General features: G+C 37.9%; 2 protein-coding genes. Both read left to right on the plus strand.

From position 1 onward, the window contains the following. The first annotated feature begins 207 nt into the window (after positions 1–207). The gene (locus AC3B5D_RS08895; RefSeq protein WP_489840381.1) at positions 208–5,997 is read left to right on the plus strand and encodes a MucBP domain-containing protein; all 5,790 of its coding nucleotides are present in this window, start codon (positions 208–210) and stop codon (positions 5,995–5,997) included. 584 nt (positions 5,998–6,581) lie between these two features. Next, positions 6,582–17,858, plus strand: a complete 11,277-nt coding sequence (locus AC3B5D_RS08900) for a DUF1542 domain-containing protein (RefSeq protein WP_489840380.1) — start codon at positions 6,582–6,584, stop codon at positions 17,856–17,858. Positions 17,859–18,041: the final 183 nt, after the last annotated feature.

The raw sequence follows: 18,041 nt of genomic DNA on the forward strand, positions 1-18,041 counted from the left end.
TTAAAGTATGTGTTTTAAAACAATTAAATTTATTTACTTATTTTTATTAATATGCATTTGTATATTTAGATTATTTTGTTTAACTGTTTGTTATACGCTTTCATGATGTGATTTAAGTCATTAAAGTATTATTTATTAATGAAAAGTGTTATATTTAAGCTGTAGTTAAGGTAATACGTATTCTTATGATTTTTGGAGGGGTAGATAATGAACACAAAACTACATTATAAGATGTATAAAGCTGGTAAACGTTGGTTTTTTGGTGCTATTATGACAGCGTCCATGGGCATAGGTATTATAACGATAGATAGTAATGTTGAGGCAGACGCTAATATATCGATAAATGAAACTAGTAATCTTTCAAATAGACAAGATAACATATTAATTTCTGATAGTGTTGTGAGTGAGAGTAATCAGTCAGCAGAATCATCAACGGCAACAAGTGAAGCCGTGAGTGAGAGTAATCAGTCAGCAGAATCATCAACGGCAACAAGTGAAGCCGTGAGTGAGAGTAATCAGTCAGCAGAATCATCAACGGCAACAAGTGAAGCCGTGAGTGAGAGTGATCAGTCAGCAGAATCATCAACGGTAACAAGTGAAGCCGTGAGTGAGAGTGATCAGTCAGCAGAATCATCAACGGCAACAAGTGAAGCCGTGAGTGAGAGTAATCAGTCAGCAGAATCATCAACGGCAACAAGTGAAGCCGTGAGTGAGAGTGATCAGTCAGCAGAATCATCAACGGCAACAAGTGAAGCCGTGAGTGAGAGTAATCAGTCAGCAGAATCATCAACAGCAACAAGTGAAGTTGTGAGTGAAGATAATCAAGATCCGGTATCAACGACAGTTGTAAAACAAAATAATCCAACGAATTCAAGAAATAAGTCAGTTTCAGTTTCATACCAAGACTTTTTAAAAAGAGTGGGTGTTAGAGCTAATGAAATAACACATGTGACTAAAGAAAATTTTTTGGATTATTTTGATTTAGATGGGGATGCCACCTATGATGCGGAAACGGGTGTTGTTACTCTTGTACCAGATGAAAATGATAAGGTTGGAAATTTCACATTAAAGAATAAAATTGATTTAAATCAAAGTTTTCAATTAGTAGGTCAAGTTAACTTGGGCGATGATTCTGATGGTGCTGATGGAATCGGTATGGCATTTCATAATGGTAATACCTCAGATATTGGTATATCTGGTGGTAGTAATGGTATGGGAAATCTAGAACATGCAGTTGGGTTTAAATTAGATACTTGGCATAATGATGCTGCAGATCCTAATCCTGATGCTACCTCTGCTTCAGATCAATTTGGAACATCAGCAGATCCTAATACGAATGGTGAACCATTTGGTGGCTTTGTTACGACAACATATAAGCATCCAAACGATAATGATGCTTATCCTGAAGTATGGTGGCCAGAAACAGCCCAAAATGAAGGTGAAGATGGATATCAAGTCATTGGTAATGATGCTGTTGATGGACAATATCATGATTTTACAATGAATTATGACGGTACAACACATGAACTAGTTATAACCTATGATACTAATAGTAATGTTTTGACGTGGCGTAAAACAATTGACATTAATAATTATGATAATAATTTAGCAGCCTTTATGATGTCTGCTTCAACTGGTTGGGCAAAAAATTTACATTTATTTAAAATAACTAGTTTTGACTATTATGGTAGTGAGGATGCACTTGTTCATTTTATAGATGGTACAACAGGTAAAGAATTAGAAACTGAAGAAATTAGTGGTTTGCCAGATGAGTTAATTAATTATGATGCAAGTGAAAAAATTAATAATTATATTAATCAAGGATATGAATTGCAAAATAACGAGTTAACACCTGATACAGTTTATGATAATAATGAATTAGAAGATCAGGAATTTAATATTACTTTAGTTCACGGACAAGTGACAATTAATGCAGCTAATCCGGTGGTCCCTGGTAATCCAATTAATACGGATGATCCTAATAGTCCAGTTTATCCTTCTGGGACGGATTTTAATTCTGTATCCCATAATGTTTCACAGACAATTAACTATCAATTTGCTGATGGGACGACGGCAGCACCTGCTGCTAAAGATGCTGTGACGTTTAATCGTGATGTTGTTGTTGATAAAGTTACGGGAGAAATATTATCAACAGGAGATTGGCAAGCAGTTAATGATGATACTTCTTTTGATGAAGTATCATCTCCTGTAGTAGATGGTTATTATGCGGATACTAGTAAGATTGATGCGGTTAATGATTTGACAGAGGATAGTCAAGACTCTAACCAAGTGGTTACTTATGAACCAATTGGTCAAGTTGTCATTAGTTCACCTGATGATGATTTTCCTAATGCAGGGACAATTACTTATCCAAATAATCCCAATTATGCTACGACTGTCGGTTCAGTGACGTTGCCAGAAGTACCAGGTTATACAGCATTTGATGCTGATGGTAATGAAATGCTACCGGGAACGGTTATTACACCAACTAATCCGGGTGAAAATACAAATATAATTTATCGACGTGATACTGGTACAGTCACGGTTAACTATGTCGATCAAGATGATAATTCATTAAAAGATCAAACCATTATTAATGGAAATACGGGTGATAATTATGAAACACAATCTCCGGTTATTAATGGCTATTATTTAACGGCTCAGCCGGGAAATGCAACTGGTGTTATTGATAAGGCGGGGACAACGGTCACCTATAAGTATGCACTTGTTGGTTCATTAGTTGCCACATCAGATGATCCTGATTTCCCAGGAGTTGACGCAGTACCATATCCTAATGATGCTAGTGATCCAACAAAAGTTGGCACAGTCACGATACCAGAAGTACCAGGTTACACAGCGTATGGTGTTGATGGTAATAAATTAGATCCAGGTACTGTCATTACACCAGCAAATCGTGGTGAAAATACGAACATACATTATGTGCGAGATACAGGTAAAGTGACTGTTCATTACGTAGACAAAGCAGGCAATAGTATTGACAATTCTGTCATTATCGAAGGGAATACTGGTGACAATTATCAATCTGATTCTAAAGTTATTAATGGTTATGTCTTAGATTCTGTTCCTGAAAATGCCACAGGATCAATTACTAATGATGAAACAGATGTGACATATGTATACGAGCCCGTTGGTGCATTGGTGCCTAGTTCAACGGATCCTAATTTTCCAAATATAGATAATGTTGTTTATCCAAATGATGATAATGATCCAACTCAGGTTGGTACAGTTACGGTACCAGAAGTACCAGGTTACACAGCTTATGATGTCGATGGCAGTAAATTAGCACCAGGAACGGTTATTACGCCAGCTGATGCAGCTGTTAATACACCAATTATTTATCAACGTGATACTGGTACAATGACAGTTCATTATGTTGATGAAAATGGTGATGAATTGTCTGATTCAGATATGACAACAGGAGGAACTGGTGATGCATACACTAGTGATGCTAAAGTTATTAATGGTTATGTGTTAAAAGCAATACCTGCAAACAGTACTGGTAAGTTTGAAAATGGTAATGTTGATGTTAACTATATTTATGAACCAGTTGGCCATGTAATCATTAGTTCAACAGATTCTGATTTTCCAAATCCGGGTGACATGACGTACGAAAATGACCCAAATGATCCAAGTAAGGTGTTGTCAGTGACCGTACCGGATGTACCAGGTTACATTGCTATTGATCATAATGGTACCGTAGTAGCGCCAGGTACCGTAGTAGCGATTGATAATCCAGGTGAGGATACACCATTAACTTATGTTAAAGCAGATGGTACTGTGGTGACGCATTATGTTGATGAAAATGGCAGTGAAATTGAAAATAGTACGACGACTAATGGCGTTTTGGGTGACGACTATACGACAACAGCCCCAGTTATCAATGGCTATGTCTTAGTCGAGACACCTGCCAATAGTACGGGAACAGTGACAACAGGTCAGACAGATGTAACGTATACGTATGCCCCAGTTGGAGCCTTAGTAGCAACATCAGATGATCCTAACTTCCCTGCGCAAACGCCAGTCACTTATCCAAATGATGACAATGATCCAACCCAGGTAGGAACAGTTACAGTGCCAGCAGTACCAGGTTATACGGCAGTTGATAGTGATGGCCATGAGTTAGCGTCAGGAACGGTCATAACACCAACGAATCCAACGAAGGATACCACGATTAATTACGTACCAGTTGCTAAGACAGGGCAAGTGGTAACGCACTATGTTGATGCTACAGGTAATGAGTTAGCACCAAGTACAACAATGACAAGCAATCAAGGTGACGACTATACGACAACAGCCCCAGTTATCAATGGTTATGTCTTAGTCGAGACACCTGCCAATAGTACGGGAACAGTGACAACAGGTCAGACAGATGTGACGTATACGTATGCCCCAGTTGGAGCCTTAGTAGCAACATCAGATGATCCTAATTTCCCTGCGCAAACGCCAGTCACTTATCCAAATGATGACAGTGATCCAACCCAGGTAGGGACAGTCACAGTACCAGCAGTATCAGGTTATACGGCAGTTGATAGTGATGGCCATGAGTTAGCGCCAGGAACGGTCATAACACCAACGGATCCAACGAAGGATACCACGATTAATTACGTACCAGTTACTAAGACAGGGCAAGTGGTAACGCATTATGTTGATGCTACAGGTAATGAGTTAGCACCAAGTACAACAATGACAAGCAATCAAGGTGACAACTATACGACAACAGCCCCAGTTATCAATGGTTATGTCTTAGTTGAGACACCTGCCAATAGTACGGGAACAGTGACAACAGATCAGACAGATGTAACGTATACGTATGCCCCAGTTGGAGCTTTAGTAGCAACATCAGATGATCCTAACTTCCCTGCGCAAACGCCAGTCACTTATCCAAATGATGATAGTGATCCAACCCAGGTAGGAACAGTCACAGTGCCAGCAGTACCAGGTTATACGGCAGTTGATAGTGATGGCCATGAGTTAGCGCCAGGAACGGCCATAACACCAACGGATCCAACGAAGGATACCACGATTAATTACGTACCAGTTACTAATACAGGGCAAGTGGTAACGCACTATGTTGATGCTACAGGTAATGAGTTAGCACCAAGTACAACAATGACAAGCAATCAAGGTGACGACTATACGACAACAGCCCCAGTTATCAATGGTTATGTCTTAGTCGAGACACCTGCCAATAGTACGGGAACAGTGACAACAGGTCAGACAGATGTGACGTATACGTATGCCCCAGTTGGAGCCTTAGTAGCAACATCAGATGATCCTAACTTCCCTGCGCAAACGCCAGTCACTTATCCAAATGATGACAATGATCCAACCCAGGTAGGAACAGTTACAGTGCCAGCAGTACCAGGTTATACGGCAGTTGATAGTGATGGCCATGAGTTAGCGTCAGGAACGGTCATAACACCAACGAATCCAACGAAGGATACAATAATTAATTTCATATTGGATAAAACTATCGGTCAAGTAACCATTCATTACGTTGATCAAAATGGTAATACAATTGCAGCTGATGATATTTTAACAGGCTATATAGGATCTATGTACACAACACAAGGCAAGCAAATACCAGGTTATATTTTGACCAAAGTGCCAAATACTGCTAAGGGGCAATTTGCAACTAACAACATTGATATCACTTATATTTATCATTTAGTACAAAATACTGATCAAACGAATAATGATGTTACAGGTGTGAATGATAATCAAAATACTATAAATAATAACGTTAATGTAGATGACCAAGGTGCAAATATTAATGATATTAGCATATCGAATGATGCTATAGATAATAAAGCTCACCATTCAAATATTAATAATAAGAAAGCGCTATTACCTCAAACGAATGTAAATGATAATCAGAATAAATTGATGGGTGTTATCGTAGCCAGTTTGTTTGTTGCATTAAGTAGTTTATTGAGTATTTTGGGTATATATAATAAGAAAGGAAATAAAAATTAAACGTTAATAAACATATAATTATTCGATAAGTATTTAATTATATTGATAGTATCAAATATTTAAGTGAATGGTTTTAGGCAACTGGATTTTTAAAAAATTTAGTTGCTTTTTGTTTATATCTTTGTGAATAAAAATAGTCTTTAAAGGTGATTTTTATGTATAAATCAACATTTAAAAATCGACAGTTTAATGAAAATATTAGTGATTAGAGAAGAAACTAATTGAAACTTTGTTGGTATCTAGTTGATTAGAATAAAAATGATATATTGACATTTAATTTTTTAATTAAGTTAGTGTAATTTTTTCACGAAGGGTAATGAGTTCATATATTTAAAAGTTATTTAATTTAAATCTATTTTTTGGATGATATCTTTAATATTTAAAAAATATTTTAAATTAATATATTAAAATTCATTTAATTGATAAATTCAATTTCAACATTTGATAATATGTTAGTGAATTATTATACTTAATATATATTATAGTTTCTAACTATGTATTGTCATGATATGATTAAATAGTAAAATTTAATTTGTTAAATTTTTAGATCAAATAGATGTGGTTATCATAAGGAGAAATGGGCAATGAAACAACACTATAAAATGTATAAAGATGGTAAAAAATGGGTTTTTGCATCTATTTCAACCATAGCAGTTATGATGGCAGGTATGTCATTAACGGGAGAAGTACATGCTGATGGTAATAACAGTAATGTCACTGTTATTAAATCAAATAGTAGTACAACATCTGATAATAATCAGAGTGAATCGGAGAATCAGCAAAGTTCGACAGTAACGAGTACTAATAATGAACAAAATGACAAGAATACCAGTACTGAATCTAGTATGGTAGTCCCTAATGAAGATACAACACCAACCGAAGTAATTTCGTCATCTAATGACAGTGAAGTGGCAAGTGAATCTAACAAGAATGATGTCAATGATGAATCTAAAGTAGATACTGCTACTTCAACAGAACTATCAAGTTCAGCAAGTAGTGACATATCTTCATCAGCAGAAAATGTTGTGACAACAGAGATACATAATGTAGATACAGTACCAACAGGGTTGGAAAGTAACACAACAGATTCAAAATCGGAAACTGATACATCATCAACTGATGAAATTTTAGTAACAGGTAATCAGACAACTAGTGTTGCGATAGATTCATCAGCAAATACTGCAGTAAATCCAAACGATAGTAGTGATTCTAGTCTAGAAAATAATGAGACTGCTGTTGAAAGTAGTGATACGGATTCAAATCAATCAACAAGTGATTCAGACAATCAATCAGGTGTAGAAATTACACAAGCAATAGATAGTGTTTCTGAAACGAATGAAGCAAATCAACATGAAGTCTATGATGAGCGTGTACAGAGTGCAAAAGCAACTGATAATCTAACAAAGGCAGATGATGATACCACAGCGACACATGTGACAACATGGCAAGAATTTACTAATGCTGTAACAAATGCAGCAACACACGAGATCATTGTAGATAATGATATTGTTGGAACAGGGTCGGGTTCTATAAATATTCCATCAGCTAATACAGGTTTAATTATTCGCTCAAATGATAATGGTCGTTATAAAGTTGATTTTAGTGGTCATTATATTACCGGAAAGACAGATTTAACTTATAAAAATATTGATATCTATAGTACTTCTTATTATGGAGTATTAAATGAAAATAATGCAGGTAAGTCAGCAACATTAACTTTTATTGATATGACATATACTGGTGCACAGTTATTCTATGCCAATGCGAATACAACCGCTATTTTCCAAGGACATAATGTCGTTAATACGGTTAATGAGTACACTAGTCCAGACGGTACAACAGTGTCAGTTGCAAATGCACAGCAAGTCATGGAATTTACAGCTGCTAATAGTCACGTAATTTTTGATACGGATTCTCAATTTGAGGGTTCGACGTATAAAGACAATGTTATTAAAATGACTGGGGCAAACAGTAGTATAACCGTTAAAGATGGTGCGGTGGTTACTTTGATACCACATGATAATGGCACATTTACTACTGGAAATGCTGAAGGAAGTAGTAAAGCAAATGGTATTTATATGTCTGGAAGTGGTACGCTGACAGTAGAATCTGGTGGTACTCTTAATATTAATGCTGATGAAACAAGTAAAAATGCTATTGCAGCTATTAGTATTACAGATGTTAATACCGTTGTTAATATTGAAGATGGAGCTAAAGTCAATATTAATGTGACGGGAAATATTAGTAAAAATGGATCTTGGGGTCAAGAAGCAAATACAGCTATATATATTAATGGTAAATTAAATATCGGTAAAAATGCTGAATTTAATGTCTTAGGGCATGATATGGCTGATTTTGCTGGTACACTGGTACATATCAACGGGAATGCTGTTTTGACTGGTAGTATCTTTAAAGTCTCATTAGATGATGCTACAAGTGGAACAGGTAAAATTATTTTATTAGATACGGGTAAGAATGTTGAAATTGATAACCCAAATGATTTCTTACTATATACGGGGACTAATACAAATGCACAATGGATAAAGGATGCATCATTTGTTATTAGTAAGTCTCGTTTAAAAGATGATACAGGGATTACTGGACCCTTTAAGACGATTAGTTTTACTGGATCAAATGGTAAAATTACAGTATCAACAACAGATCAAGATAAAATTATTGGATTGACACAAGCCGATGAGCAAGCTTTAATTTCAAAATTGAATGCTTTGGGAACAGCTGAAAGTGCCGCAAAACTAGAATTCGTAGCGGCTAATGATTTTGTTTCACTTTCTGATGATATAACGATCACAACTAACTCGGATGGGTCAAAAACAATTACAGGTTATACCGATGTTGCAGGTGCATATATTCATGCTGATGTTAATGGTGATGAGATAAAAGGTAATGCACTAGAGAGTCCATATTGGCGTGAAAATGGTGTCGATTCTACTGTTGTATATGCCGCACAATCAGCAACAGTAGCTGATGATTCTGGTAAGGGTTATAAGTTCACTTTTACAATTCCAACAGATGAAGTTAGTGATTTGACACCAGGATCAGATATTAATTTATTAGCAACAAGAAACTTTATTGATAGTGACGTGGCTAGTCAAGATCTGGAAATTCTAACAAAAGATCAACTTAAGGAAAAGATTGAACAAGAAAAAGTCGATGCGCAAAATCAAATGTCACAATTAACCAATTTGACAGATGAACAGAGAAACATCCTTAATAATCAATTAGATGAACTTGCAAAACAAGCTGCTGCAAATATTGATGATGCTACGGGTAATACAGATGCTAGTCAATCATATGATGTATGGCATAATGATATTACTGATTTTAATGAATTAACAAGTAATAAAGATGCAGATACTAGTGCACTAAATCAAGCAGCAACAGCAGCAAAAGATGCCATCGACGCTAATGTTAATTTGACAGATGATGTTAAAAATGCTTATAAAGCACAGATTGATGAATCAGTTAATGCTGTTAATGTACAAATAGCTAACGCGAAAGATACAGATAGTTTAAATCAAGCCATTACTAATGGTAAAGAAACAGTCACGGCTGTTGCATTGGAAGCAAGTAAGGCAAATGCAATCATAGAAGTTGAAACAGCAGCAAAAAATTCTAAGGAAACAATAGCTAATAATACTAGTCTAAGTGATGAAGAAAAAGCACAGTATAATGCTGAAATTGAAAAAATTGTAACAGATACGACAACGTCTATTAATAGTGCTGTCGACGAAGATAGTATTGATACAGCAAAAATAGCGGGGACACAGAAAATTGCAGATACAACGTTGCAAGCAGCTAAAACGAATGCAATATCAAAAATTAAAGCAACGAGTGAAACAGCAAAAGAAGCTATTGCGAATGATGCTAATTTAACGGCAGATGAAAAGGCAATGTACGTTGCACAAATAGAATCTTCAGTAACGAACGCAACAACGACAATTAATAATGCAATCGATAATGATATCATTTCACAAGCAGAAACAAATGCTGAAACGGCGATTACTGGAACAGTTGATGTTGCAACGTTACAAAATGCAAAGAATGCGGCTATAGCGGCATTGACAACAGCACGTACAGATGCGATTAGTCAAATTCAAAATGCATCATTAAGCGATGAACGTAAAACAGCCTTGATAGATGAAGTGACTACTGCTTATAATACAGCAGTTAATAATGTTAATAATGCAACGACAACAACAACCGTTGCAACAACTGGTACTGATGGTCAAGCAGCCATTGATGCAGTGTTAGATAAGTTAACGATAGAGAGTGTTGCATTACAAGATGCGAAGGATGCGGCAAATAGCAAGTTAGATGCAGCAGCTGCCACAGCGAATGCAACGATTGAAGCAGATACTAATTTGACAGCTGACGAGAAAACGTCTTATAAGGCAAAAGTGACTCAGGCATTAGCCACGGCACAAGACAAGATTAATGCCGGTACCGACGTTAAAACAGTTAATCAAGCGGAAGCAAATGGTGAAACAACATTTACGTCAATTGTGGGTGCAGCAGCGTTGCAAGATGCGAAGAATGCCGCCAACAGTAAATTAACGATAGCGGCTGCCACAGCGAATGCAACGATTGAAGCAGATGCTAATTTGACAGCTGACGAAAAAACGTCTTATAAGGCAGAAGTGACCCAAGCATTAGCCACGGCACAAGACAAGATTAATGCGGGTACAGATGCAGAAACGATTAATCAAGCAGAAGCGAATGGTGAAACAACATTTACGTCAATTGTTGGATCTGCAGCATTACAAGATGCGAAGAATGCAGCTAATAGCAAATTATCTGCGGCAGCTGCCACAGCAAGCGCAACAATTGAAGCAGATGCTAATTTGACAGCTGACGAAAAGACAACTTATAAATCAGCAGTGGCACAAGCATTAGCGGCAGCCCAAGGTAAAATTAATGCGGGTACGGACGCAGAAACGATTAATCAAGCGGAAGGAAATGGTGAAACAGCACTTGCTACAGTCGTTAGTGCAGCAATGTTACAAGATGCGAAAAATGTGGCAAATAATCAGTTAGATGATGCAGCAAGTGCAGCGAATGCAGCGATTGAAGCAGATACCAATTTAACAGATGATGAAAAAATCGCTTATAAGACTGAAATAGCACAAAAATTAGCAACGGCTCAAGCAGCAGTGAATGCAAGTACAGATGTTGATGCAATTAATCAAGCAGAAGCAAATGGTAAAACAACCTTTACTACAACTGTTAATGTCGCTGTTTTACAAGGGACAAAGAACGCAGCCATTAAAGCATTGGCAACGGCACGTACAGATGTTATTGATCAAATTCAAAGTTCAACATTAAGTGATGACCGTAAAGCAGCGTTGATTGAAGAAGTGACTGATGCTTATACTACAGCTGAAAACAATGTCACTGCTGCAACAACGACTAAAGCGGTTGCGACAGCTGGTAGTGAAGGGCGAACAGCAATTTATGCAGTATTGGATGATTTAACAACAGAAAGTGCTGCATTGCAAGGAGCCAAAGATGCAGCAAATAGTAGGTTGGAAGCAGCGGCAACAGTAGCAGATACAGCGATTGAAGCAGATGCTAATTTGACAGCTGACGAGAAGACGTCTTATAAAGCAGAAGTGGCGAAGGCATTAGCCAGTGCACAGGATAAAGTTAATGCAGGTACAGATGCAGAAACGATTAATCAAGCGGAAGCAAGTGGTAAAACAGCAATTACAACAACTGTTAGTGATGCAAAATTACAAGATACGAAAAATGCAGCGAATAGTAAATTAGCGACAGCAGCTGCCACAGCGAATACAATGATTGATGCAGATACTAATTTGACAGCTGACGAGAAAACGTCTTATAAGGCGGAAGTGGCGCAAACACTAGCTAGTGCACAAGATAAAGTCAATGCAAGTATGGATGTAGACGGTATTAATCAAGCGTTGGCCTCTGGAACAACATCGTTTTCTGAAACAGTTGGTGTTGCAGCATTACAAGATAAAAAGAATGCAGCGAATAGTAAATTAGCTGCAGCAGCTACGGCGGCTAATGCCGTGATTGAGGCAGATGCAAACTTGACAACTGACGAAAAGACAGCTTATAAGGCAGAAGTGGCGAAGGCATTAGCCAGTGCACAGGATAAAGTTAATGCAGGTACAGATGCAGAAATGATTGATCAAGCTGAAGCCAATGGTGAAACAACCTTTACTTCAGTCATTGGGTCCGCTGCATTACAAGATGCAAAGAATGCAGCGAATAGCAAGTTAGCTGCAGTAGCAACAGCAACGAATGTGGCGATTGAAGCAGATGCTAATTTAACAGCTGACGAGAAGACGTCTTATAAGGCAGAAGTGGCGCAAGCATTAGCTAGTGCACAAGATAAAGTCAATGCGGGTACAGATGCAGAAACGATTAATCAAGCTGAAGCTAATGGCGAAACAACCTTTACGTCAATCGTTGGATCCGCAGCATTACAAGATGCGAAGAATGCAGCGAATAGCAAATTAGCTGCAGAAGCATCACAAGCCAATAAGGCAATTGAAGCAAATCATAATTTAACATCTGAGGAAAAGGTAGCTTATAAGACAGAAGTGGCGCAAGCATTAGCTAATGCACAGGATAAAGTTAATGCGGGTACAGATGCAGATGCTATCAATCAAGTAATAGCTGATGGGACAACTACATTTACTGAAACGGTAGAAGCTGCAGTGTTACAAGATACAAAGAATGCCACAATGAAATCATTAACGGATGCTCGTACAGATGTAGTTAATCAAATTCAAAAATCAGCATTAAGTGATGATCGCAAAACAGCCTTGATTAAAGAAGTAACTGATGCTTATCATGCAACTGAAAATAATGTCACTGCTGCAACAACGACTAAAGCAGTTGCAACGGCTGGTAGTGACGGTAAAACGGCAATTTATGCGGTAGCTGATAAATTAACAGCAGAAAGTGCTGCATTGCAAGATGCGAAGAATGCTGCTAATAGCAAATTAAATGAAGCTGCAACGACAGCGAACGCAGCGATAGAAGCAGATGCTGATTTAACAGCTGATGAGAAGATGTCTTATAAGGCAGAAGTGGCGCAGGCATTAGCAACAGCTCAAGCAGCAGTTAATGCGGGTACAGAAGCAGCTGCTATTAATCAAGCGGAAGCAAATGGTAAAATAACGTTTACTGGAATAGTTGACGCTGCAGCATTACAAGATGCTAAAAATATAGTTTTGAAAGAATTGAAAGTCGCACGTACAGATGTGGTTAATCAAATTCAAAAATCAGCATTAAGTGATGATCGTAAAACAGCCTTGATTAAAGAAGTGACGGATGCTTATAATGTAGCTGAAAACAATGTCACTGCTGCAACGACAACTGAAGCAATTGCAACAGCTGGTAGTGACGGTAAAACGGCAATTTATGCGGTAGCTGATAAATTAACAGCAGAAAGTACTGCATTGCAGGATGCGAAGAATGCTGCTAATAGCAAGTTAAATGAAGCTGCAACGGCAGCGAACGCAGCGATAGATGCAGATACAAACTTATCAGATGCAGAAAAGACAACTTATAAGGAAGAAGTGGCGCAGACATTAACCAGTGCACAGGATAAAGTTAATGCAGGTACAGATGCAGACACCATTAATCAAGTAATAACTGATGGCACAACAACCATTAATACAATAGTTGATGCTGCAGGGTTGCAGGATGCGAAGAATGCTGCTAATAGCAAGTTAAATGAAGCTGCAACGGCAGCGAACGCAGTGATAGATGCAGATACAAACTTATCAGATGCAGAAAAGACAACTTATAAGGAAGAAGTGGCGCAGACATTAACCAGTGCACAGGATAAAGTTAATGCAGGTACAGATGCAGACGCCATTAATCAAGTAATAACTGATGGCACAACAACCATTAATACAATAGTTGATGCTGCAGCATTACAAGATGCGAAAAATGCGGCCAACAGCAGGTTAGATGACGCTGCAACGGTAGCAAATGCAGCGATAGATGCAGATACAAACTTATCAGATGCAGAAAAGACAACTTATAAGGAAGAAGTGGCGCAGACATTAACCAGTGCACAGGATAAAGTTAATGCAGGTACAGATTCAGACACCATTAATCAAGTAATAACTGATGGCACAACAACTATTAATACAATAGTTGGTACAGCAGCGTTACAAAATGCAAAGAGTGCTACAACAGCAGCATTGGCTACCGAACGCACGAATGTGGTTAATCAAATTCAAAAATCAGCATTGAGTGATGACCGTAAAACAGCCTTGATTAAAGAAGTGACTGATGCCTATAATGCAGCTGAAAACAATGTCACTGCTGCAAAAACAATATCTGCGGTAGCAAAAGCTGGTAATGCGGGACAAACAGACATTGATGCGGTTTTGAATAAATTAACGACAGAAAGTACCATACTACAAGAAACCAAAGATGCAGCTAATAGTCAGTTAGATACAGCGGCCACAGCAGCGAATGCAGCGATTGAAGCAGACACTAATTTGACGGCTGATGAAAAGACGTCTTATAAGGCAGAAGTAGCGCAAGCATTAGCAACGGCTCAAGCAGCAGTTAATGCGGGTACAGAAGTTGATGCAGTTAATCAAGACGCAGCCAATGGTGAAACAACGTTTACTGGAATAATTGATGCTGCAGCATTACAAGATGCGAAAAATGCGGCCAACAGCAGGTTAGATGACGCTGCAACGGTAGCAAATGCAGCGATTGAAGCAGATGCTAATTTGACAGTTGACGAAAAGATAGCTTATAAGGCAGAAGTGGCGCAAGCGCTAGCAACAGCCCAAGAAACAGTTAATATGGGTACAGATATAAATGAAATTAACCAGGCAGAAGCTAATGGTAAAACAACATTTACTGGGACAATTCATACTGCAGCGTTACAAGACGCGAAAAATGAAGCTAACAATAGGTTAGATGAAGCCGCAACTGCAGCGAATGCGGCGATTGAAGCAGACACTAATTTGACGGTTGATGAAAAGTCATCTTATAAGGCAAAAGTGACGCAAGCGTTGACGACTGCAAAGGATGCAATTAATACAGATACAGATACGACAACAATCAATCAAACAGAAGCTAACGGTAAAACGACATTTACTGGAATAATTGGTGATGCAAGGTTACAAGATACAAAGAATGCAGCAATGAAAGCATTGGCAGTTGCACACACAGATGTGGTTGATCAAATTCAAAATTCAGCATTGAGTGATGAACGTAAATCAGCATTAGTTGCCGAAGTCACTGATGCATACAATACAGCGATTAATAATGTTGACAGTGCAACGACTATGGCAGCAACGACAATAGCTGGCACTGAAGGACAAACCGCGATCTACGCAATATTAGATGACTTAACAACAGAAAGTGCAGCATTACAGGAATCGAAAAATGCGGCTAATGATAGATTGGATGAAGTTGCTGATACAGCAAATGCAGCGATAGAAGCAGATGCAAACTTAACAGTTACAGAGAAAGCAGCGTATAAAACTGAAGTTGCCCAAGCGTTAGCCACTGCAAAAAATGCAATAAATGCAGGTACAGATACGGCAACGATTGATCAAGCAAATATAATCGGTGAAATAACACTTAATAACATAATAGATACTGCTGCACTACAAGATGCAAAGAATGCTGCTAACAGTAGACTGGATGAAGCCGCTGATACAGCGAATGCAGCGATAGAAGCAGATGCAAACTTAACAGCTGCAGAGAAAGCAGCATATAAGACTGAAGTGGCGCAAGCGTTAGCTACTGCAAAAGATGCAGTAAATGCAGATACAGATGTGGTAACAATTAATCAAGCAGAAGCTAATGGGAAAACGGCATTAACGGCAACAATTAATGTCGCTGCACTACAAGATGCAAAGAATGCTGCTAACAGTAGACTAGATGAAGCCGCTGATATAGCGAATGCAGCGATAGAAGCAGATGCAAACTTAACAGCTGCAGAGAAAGCAGCATATAAGACTGAAGTTGTTCAAGCGTTAGCTACCGCAAAAGATGCAGTGAATGCAAGCGCAGACGCAGCAACGCTTAATCAAGCAGAAGCTAATGGAAAAACGGCATTAACGGCAACAGTTAATGTTGCTGCATTACAAGATGCAAAGAATGCGGCTAATGGTAGACTGGATGAGGCCGCAACGGCAGCAAATGTAGCGATAGATGCAGATATAAACTTAACAGCTGCAGAGAAAGCAACATACAAGACTAAAGTTGCTCAAGCGTTAGCTACTGCAAAAGATGCAGTGAATGCAAGCGCAGACGCAGCAACGCTTAATCAAGCAGAGGCTAATGGAAAAACTACTCTGACAGAAATCATTAGTACTGCTGCGTTACAAGATACAAAGAATGCCACAATAAAATCATTAACGGATGCTCGTACAGATGTAGTTAATCAAATTCAAAAATCAGCATTAAGTGATGATCGCAAAACAGCCTTGATTAAAGAAGTGACTGATGCTTATCATGCAGCTGAAAATAATGTCACTGCTGCAACAACGACTAAAGCAGTTGCAACGGCTGGTAGTGACGGTAAAACGGCAATCTATGCGGTAGCTGATAAATTAACAGCAGAAAGTGCTGCATTGCAAGATGCAAAGAATGAAGCCAATAGTAAATTAGCTGCAGTGGCCACAGTAGCAAATGCAGCGATTGAAGCAGATGCTAATTTAACAGCTGATGAGAAGACGTCTTATAAGGCAGAAGTGGCGCAGGCATTAGCAACAGCCCAAGCAGCAGTTAATGCGGGTACAGACGTAGATGCTATTAATCAAGCAATAGCTGATAGCACAACAAACATTAATACAATAGTTGATGCTGCAGCATTACAAAATGCTAAAAATATAGTTTTGAAAGAATTGAAAGTCGCACGTACAGATGTGGTTAATCAAATTCAAAAATCAGCATTAAGTGATGATCGCAAAACAGCCTTGATTAAAGAAGTGACTGATGCTTATCATGCAGCTGAAAACAATGTCACTGCTGCAACGACAACTGAAGCAATTGCAACAGCTGGTAGTGACGGTAAAACGGCAATTTATGTGGTAGCTGATAAATTAACGTCAGAAAGTACTGTATTGCAGGATGCGAAGAATGCAGCGAATAGTAAGTTAAATGAAGCTGCAATGGCAGCGAATGCAGCGATAGATGCAGATACAAACCTGTCAGATGCAGAAAAGACAACTTATAAGGCTGAGATTGCTAAAAAATTAGCAATCGCACAAGCAACAATCAATACAAGTACGGAAGCAGACACGATTAATCAAGCAGAGGTTAATGGGAAAGTTGCACTTACGACAATAGTTGATGCTGCAGCATTACAAGATACGAAGAATGCTGCGATAACAGAATTAACAGCTGCCTGGACAAATGTGATTAATCAAATTCAAAATTCGGCATTAAGTGATGACCGTAAGATGGCGTTAATTACTGAAGTAAACGATGCGTATAGAACAGCCATTACTAATATTAATGTTGCAACGACAACAACAGCAGTAATGGCAGCTGACGTTAAAGGAAGAACTTTAATTTATGGCGTATTAGAAATGATTACAGAAGAGCAAACCACGTTTGAAAATAATGGTACAACTTCTGACGGTAAATTAAGCAATGACAATAGTAAAAAAGGTGATATTGTTGTAAACAATGTTAATAACGATAATAAAAGTCATTCCGAATTAAATAAAAATTTGGGCATTAATAATGATATAAAGTTACCTGAAACAAATGTAAAACAAAGTGAATCAGTAAATACCCTATTTGTTGAAGTGTTTAGTTTATTAGTGTTACTCATGTTAGGTAGTATGGGTTATCGACGTAATAAAAAAGAAGATTAATATAAAAAATTTAAATATCACTTGAAAAATTAAATAATCGCTTTTTCTGGACGATGAATTGCTAAAATATTTTGGTAATTCACCGTCCAGTTTTATATTGCAACAAATATCATACAAAAGACATCAGTCCAATGTTAGACGGGTGTCTTTTTTTGTGGGGCTTTTGATTAAAATACGAACAAT

The organism is Weissella sp. ESL1177 (assembly GCF_058107185.1).